The sequence below is a fragment of the Streptomyces sp. NPDC029122 genome, assembly GCF_055569445.1.
The window spans coordinates 112,166-130,309 of record NZ_JBVHWK010000017.1 but is presented as its reverse complement, the minus strand read 5'-3'; the positions used below and the strand labels follow the sequence as shown (position 1 = coordinate 130,309).

Sequence of the window (18,144 nt, the reverse complement as noted above, 5' to 3'; positions counted from 1 at the left end):
ATGTGACTGAAGTGACGCCCATGCTGCCTGCCGACCATCGCGAACTGATCTCCGACCTGTCCGGGATCGTCAGCGACTACCCCGCTGCGGATCCCGAATCGACCCTCGCCGTCCTCGCCCAGGACGCGGCGGACGTGCTCGGCCGTGACGCCACCCCGGAGGGCCGCCGTGAGCGGACCGGGTACACGATCCTCCTGCATGCCACCTGCTGGTACGTCTGCGCACGCATCTTCAGCAAGTCCCTGTTCGCGTCGTACATAGTGGCCCTCGATGGGTTCCGTGCGCAGTTGGACCGGGATTCCTGCACCTGCCCGGGCGGCGCCCACCCCGCGCAGCTGGACTCGGAGTACCAGGTCGAGGCGGGGGCGAGCATGCTGACCGAGGACGGACGGGCCGCATTCGCCGAGGATTACGGTCTCGACGAGACGGAGTTGGCGGTGTTCGACTGCGAGGGGTTCCTCGCGGACCTCGCCGATGAGGCACTGGGCCGCTTGCACGAGGGGCACCAGGAGCTCTTCGGCGGCATCGACGTCTCCCATCTGGACGGGCAGTTCGTCCGGGACGACGGCCGCCTCGACCTCGTCGCCATGCAGGAGGCGATCAGGCGTAGCTGGGAGGACAACACCGGCCCGGTCGCGCTGTGGTCCGCCCGCCGCTGGCTCACCGGGCAGGTGCGGGGCGAGGAGCGGATCGGCCTGTTCCTGTGCCTGTGGATGGGCATCGCCCAGACGTACGGGGGTCTGCCGCCCTCGTACGCGCGCGACCTGGCCGCCGCGCTCGCCACCATCGACCTGGACGTCTCCTGCGACCATCCGCGGCACCCCTGGTCCACCGCCGATTCCGACGTGCAGTCCCGGTACCGCGCGGTGGTCCACCTGTACGCGCCGGAGGACCACCCCGACACCCCCGTGCCCGCCGAGCTCTCGGCCCGCGAGCTGTGGGAGTGCCCGGTGCAGTACGCCCAGTTGGCGCGAAAGGCGCTGGAAGACCTCGAGGGATGGCGCACCATGCGCGGCGGCGACGACGAGGACTGGGAGGACTGAGCGGTACGGGGCCGCTTTCGCACCGCCGCGCGACGAGCGTTGTCTGCGATCTCCCGCGTTCCTGTCAGTGGGCGACCTGCACATGTGCCGCTCCATGACAGTGGCAGCTACCCCGAACACCACCCCCTGTCAGTGACGGACCGGGATCCTGGTCATACGACCAGCACAAACACGCTTGCGTGACAGGCCGTCACTGCCAGCACCCCACTGACACCAACCCGGCACTCGGCGTATGGGTCTCCAACATTAAGAGCCGGCGCGACGAGCTCACCGCCGACCAGCTCGCCGCACTGCGAAAACTCGGCATGCACTGGGCAGAGCCGGTGCCGATCCCCCAGGCCACCCCGGACAGCCTCTAACCACTTCCAGCGCCCTGACCGGACCCGGGGGCTGCAGCCCGAGGTCCGGTGCTGTGGCCATGGTTCGGCCGATGTTCGGGCACCGACTCCTACCGCCTCGCCAGCACACGATCCCGCGCCAAAGAATTGGCCAAGGCCGGCTGACCGACGGAGCCCTCCAGACGGACCGCCGCCCTCCACGACGGCGGTCCGACACCGCGACGTAGCTACGCGGGAAGCGAACGGCTCCATCTCCAGCCAGGCGTCATTCCACAGTAGTGACCATGCTGAACCGAGTAGCCGTCCTCTCTGACATCCACGGAGTCCTGCCCGCCCTGAAAGCAGTGCTCGACGAGCCAGAAGTGCGCGCCGCGGACCGCATCGTGCTCACCGGCGACATCACAGCCGGCCCACAACCGACCCAGGTCCTGGACCTTCTGACCGGCCTCGGAGACCGCGTCATCTGGGTCAGCGGGAACGCCGATCGCGAACTCCTCGAATACCGCCGCGGCCAACGCGGCGCCATTCCAGACCCCATCGCGCCCTGGGCCGCAGAGCAGCTACGCGGGGATCACCTCGACCTGCTCGCACGCTTACCGAAGTCACTCAACCTGACCCTGCGGGGCATGGGGAAGGTCCTGTTCTGCCACGCCACCCCTCGGGATGACGAGGAAGTCGTCGTCGTCGACTCCCGCCTCGACCGCTGGCAGGAAGTGTTCGGCGACCTCGACGCCGACATCCGTACCGTTGTCCTGGGACACACCCACATGCCCTTCGTCCGCCTCGCCCACGGCCGGCTCGTCATCAACCCCGGCAGCGTCGGCATGCCCTACGGGCGGACCGGAGCCCACTGGGCTCTCCTGGGCCCCGGCGTCGAACTTCGCACCACGAACTTCGACATCAAGGCCGCCATCGCCCAAGTCACCCATGACTCGACCTACCCAGAAATCATCGAGTGGGCCGACTACTTCCTCCAAGCCCACGCAACCGACGCAGACGCCCTCGCAGCCTTCGGCCCCCGGGACGGACGCGCTAACACCCGTGACGACTCCGTGATCGATGTCCAACAGCTGACTCAGATCCCACGTAACGTCCAAAACTGGTGAAAATTCCCATGCGGACCGAGCGCTCACTGCCGCTCGAACCCATCGACAAAAGCTGTCGTTGGAAGTGAACGAAGCCACCACGCACTACACGAAAGGCAACCAGCCTTCACTGGAAAGCGACAGCAACCGTCGCCAAGAAAACGACACCCCGACGAACCCACAGACAACTGACACCGCCCACTGAGCTTCTTCGAGTTGGCCGCCGATCGGGTGATTGCGACTGAGCGCTTCAGCGTCGAGTGGGCGGCTGCAGCGTCCGGTGCCAGCAGCTTGGTGAGCCGGGACAAGGGGCCACTCGAAGCTTGCCGGCCTGAACGCCAACCCGGCGGCAAGGCCGGTGAGCGACGATCAAGCTGTTGTCAGCGGCTGGTTCTAAGGTCGACCCTATGACATCAGACCTGGTCCAGGACTCATGGACTCGCATCGACGCGTGGCTGCGCGAGCACGCGCCCCGCACGTTTGCCACGCTTCGGCCGCCCGCAGGAGACGAGGAGATCGCAGCAGCGCAACAGGAACTGGGGGTCACCTTTCCTCCGGACCTGGTCGCTTCACTCCTCCGGCACAACGGGGCGCTGGAGGGACCTGAGGCTTTCCGCTTCAGCACGGGCGACCGGCTGCTCGGAGTGAGCGGAATCCTCGGGGACACCGGGTTCATGCGAGGCATCGACCAGGGCCTCGACGGGGAGACCGAGGACTACTGGCTTCACGATTACGTGAAGTTCGGTTCTTACGACGTGACGTCGGACGGTCTTCTGATGGATTGCCGTACCGGGCGGGACTCCTTCGGTGCGATCGGACGGTTCTTCGACGAGACCGGCACCAGTTTCGGGCAGGCCGACTCGCTGGGTGAGCATCTGGCCGAACTGGCCGGCACGCTTGAGCGCGGCCAGGATGCCGGTGTCGTCATCTTCAACGGCCGGCTGTTCTGGGAGGGGCGTCCGCCTGCCAGGCCGCAGTACAGTGCCGACGAGCCCCTTCCTGCACCGGATGAGCAGCTGCCGGAGCTGGACCTGTCCTACAGTCCCACCGACCTCCTCCACGTGAGCCACCTGGACGGGCATGAGGAACTCGGTGCGCTGATCGCAGTCCTGCCGTATGAGCAGGTGGTCGACGCCGCGCGGAAGCAGCTGCGCAGACTGGCGGTCGAATCGGGTCTGAACAACTATCCGGAGGTCAAGACCGCCCTGGACGCGCGGGAGCGCGGTGTGGCCCCGCCACAGCCGGACCAGACCGGCCCACTCGCCTTGCGACTCCGCGCGGTGCTCGCACAGGCCGACACCGGCCGAGACCACACACGCAGGTGGGCCGCGGAGAAAATAGCCCTTGGGATCTGGGGGTCCCCGTACAGGTCCGTGTGCGAGAGCGCGGAGACCCGGAGTCACTTCACTCTCGACTGGCGTGCGGACCTGCATGCGGACCTGGGCAATCAGCCCCTGCCACCGATACCTGACGACCGATTCTGGGCGGCGCTGCGCAACCCCGCCATCGACTCCAGTTGGTACGCAGCCCAGTACAGCCAAGATCAGGACTGACCCCAGGGGTTTCGGTTCCGGGTGAGCGCTTCATGTGGCGGTCATCGCCAGACGAAGCGCTCACTAAGGATCTTCAGCGCTGCCCCTCCAGCGTGAGGATGGCCTTGACGCTTGGCGTCATGCGGTTGGGACGCACCGGGACCTGCGGAAGATCCACCAGGACTTCAGGCTCGCGACACCGCGTTCAACGGGCGCTCGTGCTGCGGCCAGCGCCCGGTGGAGGGTCTTCTCGGTGGGAGTGAGTTCCTGGAGTGGCTTGCGTTTGATGCCGGTCGTCAGCCACAGTCCTGCGCCTTGGTAGGCGAGATCGGCCAGGATGGGAACGCCCTGGCGCTCGCAGATCCGGATGATCCGGTGGATGCGGGCGGCGGTCAGGTCGTGTGTGCGGCCCGGCAGGGCGGGCGAGAGCCACAGCAGCCGGCCGTAGGGGTCGGTGACGACCTGCACGTTCACTCCGTGGCGCCGGTGTTTGTGGGAGTAGTCGGCCCGGCCGTCGCCGACCCGGTCGCACTCGGCGAGGGTGCCGTCGAGCAGGATGAAGTCGGGATCGTGCTCGCGCAGCGTCTTGAGCAGACCCGGTGCTCGTTCGGCGAGCAGGTCGACGACCGCGCGGGTGTAGGCGTGGGCGGTGTTCCTCTGCCTCGCTGCCGGTCGACTTGCCCGGCCCGGCTGGTCGGAGTTCGGGGAGTCCGAACCCGCGCTGCTGCATGGTCCGCCCGCTGTAGGCGGTCAGGACGCGGCGGTAGACGGCGCGGGGGCATGCGACGTCGCCGTCTTCCCAGGCGGCGATCAGGCGGACGGAGCAGCCGATGTTCTCGCCTATCTGCTTCGCCTGCTCGTTGAGAGCCTTGGCCAGTTCGGGGCGGGACATCTGGAACTCGACCTCGCGCAGCGCGCGTAAGTCCCGGTTGGGGTGACGGTGGGCCATGCCAGGCTCCGAAAGGGGCGTCCGCAGGGGCGGGTTAGGAGGGCTGCGACCGTACCGCTCCCACGTCGTTCATGCCCGCTGCTTGCCGTTCCTTCACCGCGTAAATGCCGAGTTGCATCGCTCTTTCATCGCTCGCGTCTCGCAGGCGGCATCCGTGCACTGGTGTCGTGGGGTGGAGGAGCAGGGACGGACCCGGAGGCGGAAATGGCGAGACGCTCCAGCCCCACCTGGCACACGCAAGCGGCAGTGACCGACGAGCGCGTGGCGCGATGGCGTACGGCCCCGTGCGGCTCCGGCAGGCTGGCGTGCGGCCGGGTTTGGGACGCGGTCGCGATCAGCCCGCTCGGTCGCGGCGTGGACGCGCTCGCCGCCCTGTGGATCAGCCCGCGACGCGGCAACCCGGTCCTCGCCGACCACGACCGGGGGGTCCTGTACGTGATGGTCCCGCCCGGCACCGGACACCTCGCCGCGGGTGTGCCGGGCGTCCGCGTGCTCTCCCAGGGGGCTCAGGTCCTTGTCCCCTGGGGGCCGCACGGCTCGCCTTCGGCGTACTGGGACAGCCCGCCGCACGAGGACCCGCCTCCCCTCGTGCAAGTCGACAAGCTCGCCGACGTTCTCCGGCGCGCAGGCGCTTCTCCTTCCCGGACCAGGAGGGCGGCGTCATGACGAGCAACCCCCCGCAGTCCGCGGTGGAAGCCCTGGAGCCGGGGCGGGCACCGGTCTCCGTGAAGGCGCACTCTCCTCGAGCCGCCTGCACCCTCATCGCGGGCGACATCGTCCCCGTCGACGACCAGGTCCACGTCGTGGAGCGCACGGTCGCCCTCTTCGGTACCCCAGCGAGCCCGTACATCACTCTGCACTTCACCGACGGCGCCCGACAGCGTGTGCCCGCCGACTGGCGGCTGCCCGTCGATCGCCACGACTGAGACCGAGTCCGGCGCCGCGGCAGTGCGGCTACCTGGCAGTCCATTCAGCCCCATCCCAACTGAAGGTACGACATGACCGACGCCCAGCACACCGTCCTTCCCGCACCCACGCGCACCTCGACCGAGACGGCGCTCCAGTCTCATGTCCTGCCCGGGCCGTCCTTCGGGCAGGACCTGGTCCGTACCCTTCACCAGGCCACGACCGTCGTTGGCGGGCTCGCCTTCACGGATGGCGGTGGCGGCTCCAGCGACGTCGAGGTGTCTGCCTTCGGCGCCATCGTCTGCACCGGCGACAGCCACGCCGACGCCCTGCAGGCCGCCGCTGCGGTCGCCCGCCAGGCACCGAGCTTGGAGATGCACGCCCTCGCCTGGGCCCGCACCGACGGTCCCCGCGAGAGCACGCTCGAGTACAAGCTGACGATGACTGTCACCGCGCCCGACCCGGCCACTGGCGAGCACGGGGGAACGACCCACCACGCCGCCAGAAGCCACCCCTGACCGGGCACCGCAGAAGGGGGGTGGGTCCGTCAGGCCTCTACGGCTGGGGCAACGATGCCCCCGGACCCTCGTACTGCCTGGCCCACAAGCAGCTCACGCCAGCGCCCCGGCCGGCTCTGTGCCGGGGCGCAAGCGGACCGTGAAGTGGCTATGCCTGGACCCACAGCTCGACGTACTGCCAGTGGGGATAGGTCTGGCACTTGTACTTCTTCCACTTCCCGTTCTGCACGCCCCAGTCCCCGCGTCTGACGCAGGCATACATGGAGCTGTATGAACCTTCCTTCCACTCGTGGACGTCCGGGGACGACGGGTCATCATCCATGCGAAGAGTCCGGGAGGCGGGGCTGTCGAGGGCCGCGGTATCGCTTGTGGCGGTGCCCGCGGCTCCCAGCGTGAGCAGTACGGCGAGTGCCGCAGCCGTGCTCGCGGTTCGGGTACGCATGATTCTCCTCTGGTCTGATGTATCCGCGACGACCATGCCATTCCCTATCAAAATCTGACGTAAGGCCGTTTGCTTGGTAGAGGGGGGTCACTGCCGCCGAACGAGTGACGAGCGTTTAAACCACGGAACTGCCGATCGACGCGGAAATCCCGTCCCGCACGACTTCCCGGCCCACCGCCGTCTCCTCCTAAAGAAGCTCGACTGCTCGCGGACGGTGATCTATTCCTCTCATGTCCGGACGGCCCGCAGGGGCCCAGAAACGGTCCCAGCCCGGTCGACCGTGCCCGTCCGGGCAGCAGGCACCACGTCCTCACCGACGGCCAGGGCATCCCGCTCGCAGTGTCGCTGACCGGCGGCAACCGCAACGACGTCACCCAGCTGCTGCCCTTTCTCGATGCGATCCCACCGGTGCGCGGCAGAGTCGATCCCAGGATGCCCGGTCTTCGTCGTGGTGTGCTTCCACTGCCGCTGCTGTGCGCCTGGGCGCATTCGGTTCGCGGCGGTACGCCGGAAGCATGTCGGAACGACGTCCGTATCCGAGTGATCTGCCCGATGCCCGCTGGGAGTTGATCGAGCCGGTCCTGTCCGCATGGCGTCTCGAGCGCCGGCGCAAGGCCCTGCACTCGAGGAGGGCGGGCAGGTCCCGGCGGCGGGCGAGGGCGGCCACCTGGTCCGGATGGACGTCGGGGTGTATTGGCCGCAGCGTTGTTCACGCGACTGATGGGCGGGTGTCCGCCCAGTACGGTGTGGCAGCGGTGGTGGTTGTAGGGATGGAGGAAGTCTGCGAGGGCTGTAGTCCGTTCGTGCAATCTGCACCGGTGGCGGCAGGATCCGTCCTGCGCGCCATCATCGCCCAGCTCGGCATCAGGGCGCCCGCGCCCTGAGCTTCGACGCCAAGCAAGTCGCCCCCCGTGCGGCGAGGGCCGTCGGCGGTAGCCTCAGGCATCTCAGGCCACGCCCGCATCGCTCGACGGAGTGCCGGTCGCGCGCCGCGGTGTCCACCGGCGTGGTCGATCTGCGCGCGACGCTGCGGGCCACCGGCTCGACGCAGCCGCCCCGGGCCGGGGCCTGACCGAAGACTGAGCGCCGGGGCGGCCGCGGGGCTGCCACCGCGCGGAGGGGCGCAGGGCCCGATGCCGTGGCCGGAACGGTTCGCCGCATCGCGGCCACTGCCGGAATCATCGGTTCCAGGTACAAGGCGAGGCCATCATGCTTCGGGCTAGTCGCCGGCGAAGGCGGTGCGCAGGTATGCGGCCGCCTGCTCGAGTGCGCGTCTCCCCGCGTCGAGGGCGCCCGCCATGGCGAAGAATCCGTGGGCCACGCCCGGGTAGCGCGTGGACTCCACCGGTACACCGCTGTCGCGCAGGCGTTGGGCGTACTGTTCGCCCTCGTCGCGCAGTGGGTCGTACTCGGCGGTGATGACCAGAGCCGGTGGCAGACCTGTGAGGCTGGAAGCGCGCAGTGGGGATACGAGAGGGTTCTCCCCCTCTTCGGGGCTGCTCAGGTAGTTGTCCCAGTACCACTGGACGGACTTGTCGTTGAACAGGAGCGGATCGGTGTTCTCGCGGCGGGACCGGGTGTCCGCGAGATAGTCGGTGTTGGGGTAGATGAGCAGTTGGGCCAGGATGGCCGGGCCGCCGGCGTCCCGCGCCATGAGGGTCATCGCGGCGGTGAGGTTACCGCCGGCGCTGTCGCCGCCGACAGCGATACGCGAAGCGTCGCCGCCCAGGCGTGCGGCGTGCTCGGCGGTCCAGCGCAGGGCCGCGTAGCAGTCCTGGACCGCGGCGGGGAACTTGTTCTCCGGCGCCAGGCGATATCCCACCGCGATGGTGAGGCAGCCTGCGGCATTGGTCAGACTCCGGCAGATCGCGTCGCTCGTCTCGATGCTTCCCAGTGTCCAGCCGCCGCCGAAGAAATAGACCAGTACGGGCAGGGGGCCCGGTCCCGCCTCGGGCCGGTAGATGCGGACGAGCAGCGTTCCGGCGGGCCCCGGTATCGACTCGTCGAAAACCTCTCGCACGGGTTCAGGAGCGCCGGCGTCGGCCTGGACAGCGGCCAGGTCGGCCGCCCGGGCCTCGGCGAGTGTCATGTCGTACAACGGCCTGACACCTTGCGCGGCGCGCTGGTCGTACAGGGCTTGGAACTGCGGGTCAAAAGCCATGGTCTCTCCCGTCCGGTCCGGCTGACAGCTCTAGAGGGGGTCCAGCTCGCCCAAGCCCATGACACGCAGGGTGTGGTTCGCCATGTGGAGGTGACCGGCCGCGTTCGGGTGCGCCGGGTCGTCGAGCCACGCGATCGGGTCAGCCGTGCCGTGGTGCTCCAGCCAGTGGGCCTCGTGGTCGACGAGCAGTGCGCCGGTGTCCTTCGCGATGTCCCGTGCGGCCTGGCAGTACAGGGGAAGTGCCGCGCGCCGCTCCCGGTCCGAGGAACTGACCAATACCGGCGTATGCACCACCACCTGCGTCCGCGGGCCCGCCCCCGTGATGATCCGGCGCATCGCGTCCTGGAACTCGCGCAGTCCCTCCTCCCCGGCGAGGCAGTCGTTGGTGCCGAGGGACACGGACAGCACATCGGGCTCGAACCGGGCGATGAGGCGGTCGTGGGACGCGAGTACGTCGACCGCGCCCCACGCGCAGACGCCGGTGTTGACCACGACGTCGGTGAGCCGACCCAGCTGCCATCGGACGCGCTCGTGCAGGTGCTCGACCCAACCGCGCGCGCCATGGGTGTGCAGTGCGGCCTGGGTGATACTGTCCCCCGTCGCCACCCAGGTCATGGGCCCGTCCGACAGCCTGATCATGGCGTGCGCCTCCAGTCCGGTCGCCAAACCTCCCTGCGACCACGATGTCTCCTCAGTAGGCCATGCTGCCCGCGCAAGATCATCTGTGCAATACGCTCCAGCGGGTGAAGGGCTTGCCCAGTAGCACGCTTGGGCCGGTGGTGGCCGTCGAACTTCTGCTCCGCCGCAAGGACTCCCGCGCGGGCAGCCACCTGCGGGTCCCCCTCAAGGACCGGAACACGTGGGCCGCCTACCGCCGCGTGGACGGCCCGGACCTCACAGAAGCCGACGTACTGGACGACGACATCTACTCGGGCCGGGAAGCCGACACGGCCTGCCGGTTCGGCGAGAAAGCCTGGAAACCCAGCGCCCCGCTGAAGCCGCGCGGCATCGCCAGCGTGGAACTCCATCACGATCGACAAGCTGATGCCGGTGCCCAAGGACGGAGCCGGCTCCCGAGCCGCAGGTCCAGAGTCGCATAGGGCCGTGCGGGGCTGGGGGGGGAGCTGCCGCGCACGTACGCGGTCTCATCTACCCGATGTCCAAGGCCGTCCCGTACAGCCGCTCCACCGACAACCGGATGACGATTCGACGCTCGGCCACCAGCTGCTTGAGGAACTCGTCCTCGTCTTCGGGCTTCGCGGCTGTCGGAATCATCGCGAGCAGTTCACGTCCGACCGCGTCGCCGGGTGCGGTGGTCATACCCGAGACTTCTGCCGCTCCCTCGGCAACGGCGAACGACCAGACGTCGCCGCCTTGCACATGCAGCGCCGCCCGGGGATTGCGCTGGAGGTGTCTGACCTTGACGCGGTCGGCCGTGGTGGGCAGCCGCACAGTGCGCGTCTCGGGATCCCAGCTGTAGAGCATGGTGGTCAGGTGGGGATGGCCACTTTGCTTCACGGTGGCCAGCGTCCCGAACTGCTGGCCGGCAAGCAGGGCGGAGAGGGCAGCGCCGCCCGCACATGCTCCGGGTCGACGGCCTCCACGGTAAGGCAACGTGCCGAGCAGTCCCATCAGGCCCAGAACGCGTCGGTTACCGTGATCTGGGGGTCGGCGTGGCAGCGGGCAGCGGCGCTGGCCGCGATCGACGCCGACTGGAACCCCGCCACTTTGGGGTGGCCGGTGGACTGGCAGCGGCACTACGCCTACCTCACCAAGCTCCTGGACGAAGGCGCCCGCCTGAACGCCATCACACCCCCGGAGTGACCCGGCACGGTGAGGACGTCGGCCGCTGGCTCGCCACCCAACGTCGGGACTGGAAGCGGCTGAACGCCGAGCAGCAGGCCCGGCTCGGGGCGCTCGGCATCACCCCGGCGCGGGTCGTACGGGCACGCAGGGCGGCGGCGAAGACCGTCGCGACCACCACGTCGCGCCGGGGCGCGGAAGCCCTCCCCCATCGTGCATTCGTATGAGGAGCACAAAATGACGTCGTCTCTCGACGGTACCCGATTCCCCTCCGTTCCCCCCGCCCGACCGACAAGCCGTGGCGGCTGTCGCCGTCGCGCATCTTCGTGATCCTCGTGGGTGTCATCGTGGTCGTGACGAACGGGCTGGTACCCACCTCCTCCCCTTGGGCGACCGCACTCGGGGCACTGACCAGCACCATCGGTCTGCTGACCGGCCCCCCCCCTGATCAGCGTCCGTGTCCCTGTCATCGTCATGCCGTACCCGGTCATGCGGCGCCGCCTGTAGCCCACGCCGCAGCCGGCACGGGGCGAGACGCCTCGTCGGCGAGATGTTTCGTGGACTTCCCCAAGTGCCTCGCGCTGTCCCGCCCGTCGCCGAAGGCTTCTGGGGCACCATGTGGCGCCAGGAACGCTGGTGGCGCTTGGTACATCACCGAATGGATCGCGGTCAAGACCCCCTACGGCCTCTCCGTCGACGAAGCCGAGAAGACCGTCCTGACCCAGTACGCCTCCACCTGCCCCAGCACCCCCCTCACCTGACCCACCAATGCCCGCCCGCCCCTGGCGGCAGGCGTCCCTGAACGGACCGGCCGGCGGGGTGCTGCCCAGCACCACCCGAGGGCACTCACCGAGCCGGCCCGCACCGCGAGCCGCACAGCTCATGACGCTCCACCAGCTCCCTCGGGACTGTCCGGCGGGTCGTGTGAGCCGATCAGGGCTGTGGCCTAGTGTTCGCTGAACGAAGGGGGGTCGCATGTCGCGCGCTACAGCCGAAGCAGAGGCGGGGATGAAGGGGATCACGTTTCGTGCCTGGCGCGGGAAGCACTACGTGACGCTGGCCGAGCTGCTGGTTCGCCTCGGCAGCTTCGGCCTGGACCTGACCTGGCGCGTCGAACTTGACGAGATCGTCGATCCTCGCTGTCTCGAGATGGAGAGGATGTCCGCAGACTCCGGCATGGACACGTTGACGCTGTTGTCGTTGACGACCCCCTTCCTTCAGTTGATCGACGCTGAAGTGTGTGGGTTCGCCGGGGACGAGCTGGTGCTTGTCCTGACCGAATTCGACAGCTCCTTGTGGGATGTCAGAGCTGTCGACGAGCGCGTACTCAGCGAACTCCGCCTCCACTATCCGGGTACCGAGGATCTCTGAACGGGGAGCTTCACTTCGGGAGGAGCCATAGGCGGATCGCGGCCGCCGCCAGCCGCTGTCTCCCTCCGTATACTCCCGGTGTTCCGGGGGCGCCGGTCCGTACGTGACCGTCGTCGGCTCTCGCGAGCCGGCCCCCGCTGTTTGTCCGGCATGGCCCGGCAGGTGGGCCAGTTGCAGGCGGACGAGGACAGGTGGAGAGGATCACGCACGTGGGCTTGGCAAAGGACCTCAGCCGTCCGCATCGGGACGACGCGTCGGGCCCCGTTCGGCGCGCGCGGATCGGCGGGAGCGACGGCGTCCCGCGGTCGCTCCGTCCGCCCGTGGCCCGCCGTATGCGCGCCGCCGCAGATGGTGGCGGACGGGTACCCGCCGGGGTCCTGCGGTCGGTCGGGGTTCCGGCGACCGCGCCGAAGCCCGCCATGGCCGGCCGGGTGGTACCGCCGGTGTCCACGTCGGCGCGGCAGCCTTGAGCACGGGCACCGTGGGGTCCGCGTCGTCGTCCAGGGGTGGTGCCGACGCGTGGCGGGTCGAGGTCGATGCGGCGCCGGGCCGCCTGGTCGTGGCCGGGGTGATCGGCATGGCCCGGGAGCACGCGCACGCCGCCGTGCAAGTGCTGGCGTGCGGGTCCGGCAGGGTGCTGCTGAGCGACGGGCGGGACGAACTGCCCGTGCGGGCGGCCGTCATCCCCGCCGGGCACAGGCATGGCGTGCGTCCGGCCCCGGGGCCGGCGCCGATGGGGGTGATGGTCTACCTCGACGCGGACACCACCGCCGGACGCGCGCTGCACGACACAGCGGCCCGTGGCGGGGTGGCCTGCTGGGCCGCCGCGGCGTCCGTGTTCGCCGAGGCCGACCCGCCGCCCGTCGCCGTGTCCGCGGCGGGCGTGCTGCGGGCGCTGGACCGGCTCGGCGCCGCCGCTCCCGGGCAGCCCCGGCATCCGGCCCTCGCGGCGGCGCTGGCGGCGCTGCCGGGCGCGGTGGCGGACGGACCGGTGCGGGTGGGCGAGGTCGCCGCCCGGGCCGGGGTGTCCGCGAGCCGGCTGGGACACCTGTTCGCCGAGCAGTTGGGCTGGTCGTTCCCGGCGGCGGTGCGGTGGGCGCGGCTGCACGCCGCGATCGTCTCGGTGCGTGGTGGGGCGAACGCCACCGAGGCCGCGCACGCCGCCGGGTTCTCGGACAGCGCCCACCTGACTCGCGTGTGCAAGGCCATGTTCGGCATCACCCCCTCCCAGGCCCTGGCCGCCGCCCACTGGACGCCGGCGGCCGGCCCGGGTACGCGGCGGGGCCGGTAGCGGATCCGTTCAAGCTCGCCGGGCACCGCGGGCGCGAGGCTGCCGGTATGCCTACAACGACCGCCGCGGCGCCCGCTGTCGCCCTCGCTCGATTCCTGGTCCGGTACGCGTACGTGCCCTTCATGCTGCTCGGCGTCAACGGTGCCGCCATTTGGCTGGTCGGGGCGGGCGCCCCGAAACTGTGGCTGCTGGTGCTGTTGGCGTTCGCGGTGGGCTGCTCGTTCGCCGCGGAACGCGTGCTGCCGTACCTGCCCGCGTGGAACGCCCCGCGCGGGGACGGCCGCCGCGACACCGTCCACGCGTTCGTCAACGAGGTGTTCACCCTTGCCGGGCTCGCCGTCGTGCCCGCGGCCGCCGCGCTCGCGCCGGCCCCGGGGGCGTGGCCGGACAGCTGGCCGCTGTGGTGCCAGGTGCTGCTCGCCGTCGCCGTCGCCGACCTCGGCATCACCCTCGTACACCGCGCCAGCCACCACGTCGGCTGGCTGTGGCGGCTGCACGCCGTCCACCACAGCGTCACGCGCTTCTACGGCTTCAACGGTCTGATGAAGCATCCCCTCCACCAGAGCCTCGAAACCCTCGGGGGCGTCACCCCGCTGCTGCTGCTCGGCATGCCCCTCGACGTCGCCTCCGTCCTGGCCTTCGCCGTCGCCGTCCAGCTACTGCTCCAGCACTCCAACGCCGATTACCGCGCCGGCCCGCTCACCAAGGTTCTCGCCCTCAACCAGGGCCACCGGTTCCACCACCTGAAATGGGCCGGCATCGGAGACGTCAACTTCGGCCTGTTCACCCTCGTCTGGGACCACGCCATGCGCACCTACACCTACGACCCGGAGCGGCGGTTCACCTCCGAAGACCTGGGCATGGCCGCGAAACCCGACTACCCGGCCTCCTACCTCGCCCAGCTGGCCGAACCGTTCCGGCCCGGTTCTTGATCACGGCATGTGGCCACCGCCCATCCCCCACGAACCCCATGACCGGCCGGCCCGAATCCGGGCCCGGTCGTGACGGGATCGACGAAGACAGGAGGACCATGACCACCACCCACCCCGCCCAGGCAAGGGAGCGGTCCGCACCACCGCCCGGTACCGATTCCGCGGCGGAAGAGAGCACCGCGGCGCTGCTGCGCCCCTATTACCCGGGTTTCGCCGCCGTGGTGACGCTGCAGGTCATAGGCGCCCTCGCCGGTCTGATGCCGCTGCTGGCGGTCGTCGAGCTGGGGCGCACGCTGCTGGCGCCCGGCCCGGCCGATGCCGGCCATGTACGGATCGTCGTGATCGAAGGTGCCGCGGGCCTGTTCCTCCGGCTTCTGTTCACGGCCGCCTCGTCAGGACTGGGACACGTCTTGGACGGCCGGGTGCAACTGACGCTCCGTCGGCGCCTGGCCGCGCGGCTCGGGCGGGTACCGATCGGCTGGTTCTCCCGGCGCCGGACCGGTGAGCTGGCGAAGGTGGTGGGGGACGACGTCAGCGCGGTGCACCCGTTCATCGCCCACACCCCCGGCGAGCTGGTTTCCGCCTTCGTGGTTCCTCTGGCGTCGCTGGTCTACCTGTTCACCGTCGACTGGCGGCTCACACTGATCACGCTGATACCGGTCGTGATGGCAGTGGCGCTCGTTCCTCTGATGATGACCCCGGCCCGGCTGCACGAGCAGGAGGAGTTCGACGCGGCCATGGGACGGATCTCGAGTTCCGTCGTCGAGTTCGTCCAGGGCATCGCGGTGGTCAAGGCGTTCGGCGCGTCGGGGCGCGCCCACCGTAGGTTCCTCACCGCCGTGGACGATTTCGTCGGCAGCTTCTTCAGGATGGTGCGCGGGCTCGCCGGCATCGCCGCGGGGATGCAGGTGGCGCTGTCGCCGCCGTTCGTACTGTTGGTCGTCCTGATCGGCGGTACGGCTCTGATCACCACCGGTGGCATGGCTCCGGCCGATCTGCTGCCCTTCCTGCTCCTCGGACTGGGCCTGACCGCTCCGGTGGCGGCCCTCGGTCACGGGTTCGACGACGTGCAGGCCGCCCGCCGCGCCGTCGGCCGGATCCGGGAGGTGCTCGCGGTGCGGCCGCTGCCGGAGCCCGCGCACCCGGCGGCACCGCGGGGTCACCGGGTGGAACTGCGTGGCGTCCGATTCGGCTACGAAGCCGATCACGAGGTCTTGCGCGGGGTCGACCTGGTGCTCGAACCGGGAACGACCACCGCGATCGTGGGGCCGTCGGGAAGCGGGAAGTCCACCTTGGTCCAGCTGTTGCCGCGGTACTTCGACCCGACCCATGGTTCGGTGACCCTGGGCGGTGTGGACCTGCGCGAGCTCGGCAGCCGGGAGCTCTACCGGAAGGTCTCCTTCGTGTTCCAGGACGTCCGCCTGCTGCGTGCGTCGGTCGCGGACAACATCGCGCTGGCGGTACCGCACGCCGACCTCGACGACGTGGTGCGCGCCGCCCGGCTGGCGAACATCCACGATCGCATCCTGGAACTGCCCCGCGGATACCGGTCGGTGATCGGTGAGGACGCCGGTCTGTCGGGTGGCGAGGCGCAGCGGATCGCGCTCGCCCGCGCACTGCTCGCCGACGCGCCCGTCCTCGTGCTCGACGAGGCGACCGCGTTCGCGGACCCGCAGACCGAGCAGGCGGTGCGCCGCGCACTGGCCACGCTGGAGGGTGACCGCACCGTCCTGGTCATCGCCCACCGCCTGGAGACGATCGCCGACGCCGACACCGTCGTGATGCTGGACGGAGGACTGATCGTCGAACAGGGCAGACCCGCCGAACTGCTGGCACGGCCCGGGAGGTTCGCCGCGTTCTGGCAGTCCCGGCGTACGACGGAAGACGACCCGGCCACGACCCTGGCTGACGTACCGCAAGGAGACGAGCTCCGATGATCCGCATGCTGCTGCGCGTGCTGGGCCGCGAATACGCCCGGCCGGTGCGTCGCACCGTGGCCCTGATGACCGTGACCGCGGTGGTCGAGGGCCTGTCCTACGCCCTGCTGGTTCCCGTGCTGCGGGCCCTTTTCGGCAGCACACCCGAAGACGCCCGGCTCTGGCTGATCGCGTTCGGGGCCGCGGTCGCGGGTTACGCGGTTCTGCGTTACGCCGGCGACCGGTCCGGTTTTCATGCCGGGACCACGCTGTTGCGCGGCACGTACCACCGTCTCGGCGATCATCTGGCCCGGCTGCCCCTCGGTTGGTACGACGCGGGCCGCCTCGGAGAGCTGTCCGTGCTGGCCGGCCGCGGCGTCCTCCAGGCGATGAGCGTGATCGCGCACCTGCTGGGCCCGTTCATCTCCGCCTGTGTGACCCCCCTGACGATCGTCGTCGTGATGCTGGCCTTCAACTGGCAGATCGGTGTGGCCGCGGCGGCCGCCGTACCGATCGTGGCGTTGATCCTGGTCCGGACCGGCCGCTCGATGGCCGCCGCCGACGCCGAGCGGCACGAACATGACCACGAGGCCACCGGGCGGGTCATCGAGTACCTCCAGGCCCAGCCGGTGCTGCGCGCCGGAGGCCGGACCGTCGAAGGCTTCAGGCTGCTCGACGACTCGCTGCGGGACGTCGAGCGCGCGTCCCGCCGCTCCGCGCTGTCGGCGCTGCCCGGCGTGGTGGGGTTGACGCTCGCGGTGCAGATGACGTTCACCGTCGTGCTGGCCCTGGGCGCCTATCTCGCGCTCGGCGGGGACATCGGTGCGGCGGAGGTCCTGTCGATCCTGGTGCTGGCCGCCCGCTGCGCGGATCCGCTGCTGTCCCTGTCGGACATCGGCGGCCAGATCCGCAGCGCGCGTTACGAACTGGCGCGACTCGAAGCGGTGTTGCGTACCGAGCCGCTGCCGGAGGCTCCCGAACCGGTCCAGCCGGTACGGCACGACGTGGAGTTCGAGTCCGTCTCCTTCCGGCGCGGCGAGCGCACGGTGATCGACGGCCTGTCGTTGTCCTTGCCGCAGGGTCAGCGGCTGGCCGTGGTCGGGCCCTCGGGTTCCGGCAAGAGCACGTTCCTGCAGTTGCTCGCGCGGTTCTACGACGTGGACGCGGGCGCCGTGCGCGTGGGCGGTGTGGACGTACGTGCCGTCGACCCGCGGGTGTTGATGGAGCAGTTCGCCATCGTCTTCCAGGACGTCTACCTCTTCGACGGCACGATCGAGGAGAACGTGCGTCTGGGCCGCCCCGACGCCGACGAGGCCGAGGTACGGGCGGCGGCGACGGCGGCCCGGCTGGACGAGGTGATCGAGCGTCTGCCCGGTGGATGGTCCACGCGTGTCGGCGAGGGCGGGGCGCTGCTCTCGGGTGGTGAACGCCAGCGCGTGTCGATCGCGCGGGCACTGCTGAAGGACGCGCCCGTGGTGTTGTTGGACGAGGTGACCTCGGCACTGGACCCGGTGAACGAGGCAGCCGTCCACGAGGGCATCGAACGCCTGATGGCCGGCCGCACGGTGGTGATGGTCGCGCACCGGATGCGCACCGTCCGACGCGCCGACCGCGTCGTCTTCCTGGACGGCGGCCGGATCGTGGAGGAAGGCAGCCACGACGAACTGCTGCGCCTCGGCGGCCGCTACGCCGCTTTCTGGGACGTCTCCCTGACCCCGGGCGGCGCGTGACGAGCCGGGCCACGGCGGTCGGACCGTGTCGACGGCCCTGCTGGAGCGGGTCCGTCGGCCACGTCCGAGCTGGAAGGCGCTGACCGTGCTCAAGCGGGCCACCGCCCCGTACGCGGTCCCGCCGCCC

General features: G+C 69.9%; 20 protein-coding genes and 5 pseudogenes. 19 read left to right on the top strand and 6 right to left on the bottom strand.

Features of this window, described 5'->3' with window-relative positions:
• Positions 1-20: 20 nt before the first annotated feature.
• From ACZ4WZ_RS20860 to ACZ4WZ_RS20845, 4 genes and pseudogenes are all read left to right on the top strand, one after another.
• Positions 21-1,043: a hypothetical protein gene (locus ACZ4WZ_RS20860; RefSeq protein WP_467892374.1), complete on the top strand. Its 1,023-nt coding sequence runs from the start codon at positions 21-23 to the stop codon at positions 1,041-1,043.
• Between the two features lie 173 nt (positions 1,044-1,216).
• Positions 1,217-1,402, top strand: a pseudogene (locus tag ACZ4WZ_RS20855) (helicase associated domain-containing protein); the annotation flags it as partial.
• Between the two features lie 263 nt (positions 1,403-1,665).
• Positions 1,666-2,487: a metallophosphoesterase family protein gene (locus tag ACZ4WZ_RS20850; protein WP_467892372.1), complete on the top strand. Its 822-nt coding sequence runs from the start codon at positions 1,666-1,668 to the stop codon at positions 2,485-2,487.
• Positions 2,488-2,873: 386 nt separating this feature from the next.
• Positions 2,874-4,019: an SMI1/KNR4 family protein gene (locus ACZ4WZ_RS20845; RefSeq protein WP_467892370.1), complete on the top strand. Its 1,146-nt coding sequence runs from the start codon at positions 2,874-2,876 to the stop codon at positions 4,017-4,019.
• Between the two features lie 73 nt (positions 4,020-4,092).
• Here the strand turns inward: ACZ4WZ_RS20845 and ACZ4WZ_RS20840 are convergent.
• Positions 4,093-4,652 (bottom strand): annotated as a pseudogene (locus ACZ4WZ_RS20840) (transposase family protein); the annotation flags it as partial.
• On the opposite strand from ACZ4WZ_RS20840, the gene ACZ4WZ_RS20835 reads away from it, so the two are divergent.
• From ACZ4WZ_RS20835 to ACZ4WZ_RS20820, 4 genes are all read left to right on the top strand, one after another.
• Positions 4,648-4,920 (top strand): hypothetical protein, encoded by a 273-nt coding sequence (locus ACZ4WZ_RS20835; protein ID WP_467892368.1) that lies wholly within the window; start codon positions 4,648-4,650, stop codon positions 4,918-4,920. The pseudogene ACZ4WZ_RS20840 and the gene ACZ4WZ_RS20835 sit on opposite strands and share 5 nt — an antisense overlap.
• Before the next feature lie 273 nt (positions 4,921-5,193).
• Positions 5,194-5,613 (top strand): hypothetical protein, encoded by a 420-nt coding sequence (locus ACZ4WZ_RS20830; protein ID WP_467892366.1) that lies wholly within the window; start codon positions 5,194-5,196, stop codon positions 5,611-5,613.
• Positions 5,610-5,873, top strand: coding sequence for a hypothetical protein (locus ACZ4WZ_RS20825; protein WP_467892364.1), 264 nt, complete (start codon positions 5,610-5,612; stop codon positions 5,871-5,873). Before ACZ4WZ_RS20830 ends, ACZ4WZ_RS20825 begins: the two co-directional genes overlap by 4 nt.
• A gap of 72 nt (positions 5,874-5,945) precedes the next feature.
• Entirely contained in the window at positions 5,946-6,371 is a 426-nt protein-coding gene (locus tag ACZ4WZ_RS20820; protein WP_467892362.1) for a hypothetical protein, read from the top strand.
• Positions 6,372-6,519: 148 nt separating this feature from the next.
• On the opposite strand, the gene ACZ4WZ_RS20815 is transcribed toward ACZ4WZ_RS20820, so the two are convergent.
• Positions 6,520-6,813 carry a hypothetical protein gene (locus ACZ4WZ_RS20815; protein WP_467892360.1) on the bottom strand — a complete coding sequence of 98 codons (294 nt, stop codon included), beginning with the start codon at positions 6,811-6,813 and terminating at the stop codon, positions 6,520-6,522.
• 163 nt (positions 6,814-6,976) lie between these two features.
• Here ACZ4WZ_RS20815 and ACZ4WZ_RS20810 point away from each other — a divergent pair.
• Together ACZ4WZ_RS20810 and ACZ4WZ_RS20805 are read left to right on the top strand one after the other, a co-directional pair.
• Positions 6,977-7,233, top strand: a pseudogene (locus ACZ4WZ_RS20810) (transposase); the annotation flags it as partial.
• Positions 7,234-7,328: 95 nt separating this feature from the next.
• Positions 7,329-7,421: pseudogene (locus tag ACZ4WZ_RS20805) on the top strand (IS5 family transposase); the annotation flags it as partial.
• A 90-nt stretch (positions 7,422-7,511) separates the two neighbouring features.
• On the opposite strand, the pseudogene ACZ4WZ_RS20800 reads toward ACZ4WZ_RS20805, so the two are convergent.
• The 3 genes and pseudogenes from ACZ4WZ_RS20800 to ACZ4WZ_RS20790 all read right to left on the bottom strand — a co-directional run.
• A pseudogene (locus ACZ4WZ_RS20800) lies at positions 7,512-7,616 on the bottom strand (IS481 family transposase); the annotation flags it as partial.
• Between the two features lie 416 nt (positions 7,617-8,032).
• Positions 8,033-8,902, bottom strand: coding sequence for an alpha/beta hydrolase (locus ACZ4WZ_RS20795; RefSeq protein ID WP_467892419.1), 870 nt, complete (start codon positions 8,900-8,902; stop codon positions 8,033-8,035).
• Between the two features lie 102 nt (positions 8,903-9,004).
• Positions 9,005-9,640, bottom strand: a complete 636-nt coding sequence (locus ACZ4WZ_RS20790; protein WP_467892358.1) for an SGNH/GDSL hydrolase family protein — start codon at positions 9,638-9,640, stop codon at positions 9,005-9,007.
• Between the two features lie 110 nt (positions 9,641-9,750).
• Here ACZ4WZ_RS20790 and ACZ4WZ_RS20785 point away from each other — a divergent pair, with 110 nt between their 5' ends.
• Positions 9,751-10,074, top strand: a complete 324-nt coding sequence (locus ACZ4WZ_RS20785; protein ID WP_467892356.1) for a hypothetical protein — start codon at positions 9,751-9,753, stop codon at positions 10,072-10,074.
• A 49-nt stretch (positions 10,075-10,123) separates the two neighbouring features.
• On the opposite strand, the gene ACZ4WZ_RS20780 is transcribed toward ACZ4WZ_RS20785, so the two are convergent.
• On the bottom strand, positions 10,124-10,606 hold the full coding sequence (locus ACZ4WZ_RS20780; RefSeq protein ID WP_467892354.1) for a PPOX class F420-dependent oxidoreductase: 483 nt from the start codon (positions 10,604-10,606) through the stop codon (positions 10,124-10,126).
• A 24-nt stretch (positions 10,607-10,630) separates the two neighbouring features.
• On the opposite strand from ACZ4WZ_RS20780, the gene ACZ4WZ_RS20775 reads away from it, so the two are divergent.
• The 8 genes from ACZ4WZ_RS20775 (at position 10,631) to ACZ4WZ_RS20740 (ending at position 18,017) form a co-directional block, all read left to right on the top strand.
• A complete protein-coding gene (locus tag ACZ4WZ_RS20775) occupies positions 10,631-10,798 on the top strand; it encodes a hypothetical protein (RefSeq protein ID WP_467892352.1) in 168 nt (55 codons plus the stop codon).
• Positions 10,795-11,004, top strand: coding sequence for a helicase associated domain-containing protein (locus tag ACZ4WZ_RS20770; protein ID WP_467892349.1), 210 nt, complete (start codon positions 10,795-10,797; stop codon positions 11,002-11,004). Before ACZ4WZ_RS20775 ends, ACZ4WZ_RS20770 begins: the two co-directional genes overlap by 4 nt.
• Positions 11,005-11,334: 330 nt before the next feature.
• On the top strand, positions 11,335-11,538 hold the full coding sequence (locus ACZ4WZ_RS20765; protein WP_467892347.1) for a hypothetical protein: 204 nt from the start codon (positions 11,335-11,337) through the stop codon (positions 11,536-11,538).
• 214 nt (positions 11,539-11,752) lie between these two features.
• On the top strand, positions 11,753-12,148 hold the full coding sequence (locus ACZ4WZ_RS20760) for a hypothetical protein (RefSeq protein ID WP_467892344.1): 396 nt from the start codon (positions 11,753-11,755) through the stop codon (positions 12,146-12,148).
• Between the two features lie 466 nt (positions 12,149-12,614).
• On the top strand, positions 12,615-13,439 hold the full coding sequence (locus ACZ4WZ_RS20755) for a helix-turn-helix transcriptional regulator (RefSeq protein WP_467892342.1): 825 nt from the start codon (positions 12,615-12,617) through the stop codon (positions 13,437-13,439).
• Between the two features lie 47 nt (positions 13,440-13,486).
• On the top strand, positions 13,487-14,371 hold the full coding sequence (locus tag ACZ4WZ_RS20750) for a sterol desaturase family protein (protein ID WP_467892339.1): 885 nt from the start codon (positions 13,487-13,489) through the stop codon (positions 14,369-14,371).
• A 98-nt stretch (positions 14,372-14,469) separates the two neighbouring features.
• Complete coding sequence (locus tag ACZ4WZ_RS20745) at positions 14,470-16,308, top strand: ABC transporter ATP-binding protein (RefSeq protein ID WP_467892337.1); 1,839 nt, start codon at positions 14,470-14,472, stop codon at positions 16,306-16,308.
• A complete protein-coding gene (locus ACZ4WZ_RS20740; RefSeq protein ID WP_467892334.1) occupies positions 16,305-18,017 on the top strand; it encodes an ABC transporter ATP-binding protein in 1,713 nt (570 codons plus the stop codon). Before ACZ4WZ_RS20745 ends, ACZ4WZ_RS20740 begins: the two co-directional genes overlap by 4 nt.
• Positions 18,018-18,144: the final 127 nt, after the last annotated feature.

Bases quoted from the DNA above. Each gene is read 5' to 3' on its own strand.
- ACZ4WZ_RS20760 (WP_467892344.1), top strand. From the start codon at position 11,753: ATGTCGCGCGCTACAGCCGAAGCAGAGGCGGGGATGAAGGGGATCACG.
- ACZ4WZ_RS20815 (WP_467892360.1), bottom strand. From the start codon at position 6,813: ATGCGTACCCGAACCGCGAGCACGGCTGCGGCACTCGCCGTACTGCTC.
- ACZ4WZ_RS20845 (WP_467892370.1), top strand. From the start codon at position 2,874: ATGACATCAGACCTGGTCCAGGACTCATGGACTCGCATCGACGCGTGG.
- ACZ4WZ_RS20825 (WP_467892364.1), top strand. From the start codon at position 5,610: ATGACGAGCAACCCCCCGCAGTCCGCGGTGGAAGCCCTGGAGCCGGGG.
- ACZ4WZ_RS20745 (WP_467892337.1), top strand. From the start codon at position 14,470: ATGACCACCACCCACCCCGCCCAGGCAAGGGAGCGGTCCGCACCACCG.
- ACZ4WZ_RS20820 (WP_467892362.1), top strand. From the start codon at position 5,946: ATGACCGACGCCCAGCACACCGTCCTTCCCGCACCCACGCGCACCTCG.
- ACZ4WZ_RS20850 (WP_467892372.1), top strand. From the start codon at position 1,666: ATGCTGAACCGAGTAGCCGTCCTCTCTGACATCCACGGAGTCCTGCCC.
- ACZ4WZ_RS20780 (WP_467892354.1), bottom strand. From the start codon at position 10,606: ATGGGACTGCTCGGCACGTTGCCTTACCGTGGAGGCCGTCGACCCGGA.
- ACZ4WZ_RS20860 (WP_467892374.1), top strand. From the start codon at position 21: ATGCTGCCTGCCGACCATCGCGAACTGATCTCCGACCTGTCCGGGATC.
- ACZ4WZ_RS20740 (WP_467892334.1), top strand. From the start codon at position 16,305: ATGATCCGCATGCTGCTGCGCGTGCTGGGCCGCGAATACGCCCGGCCG.
- ACZ4WZ_RS20795 (WP_467892419.1), bottom strand. From the start codon at position 8,902: ATGACACTCGCCGAGGCCCGGGCGGCCGACCTGGCCGCTGTCCAGGCC.
- ACZ4WZ_RS20750 (WP_467892339.1), top strand. From the start codon at position 13,487: ATGCCTACAACGACCGCCGCGGCGCCCGCTGTCGCCCTCGCTCGATTC.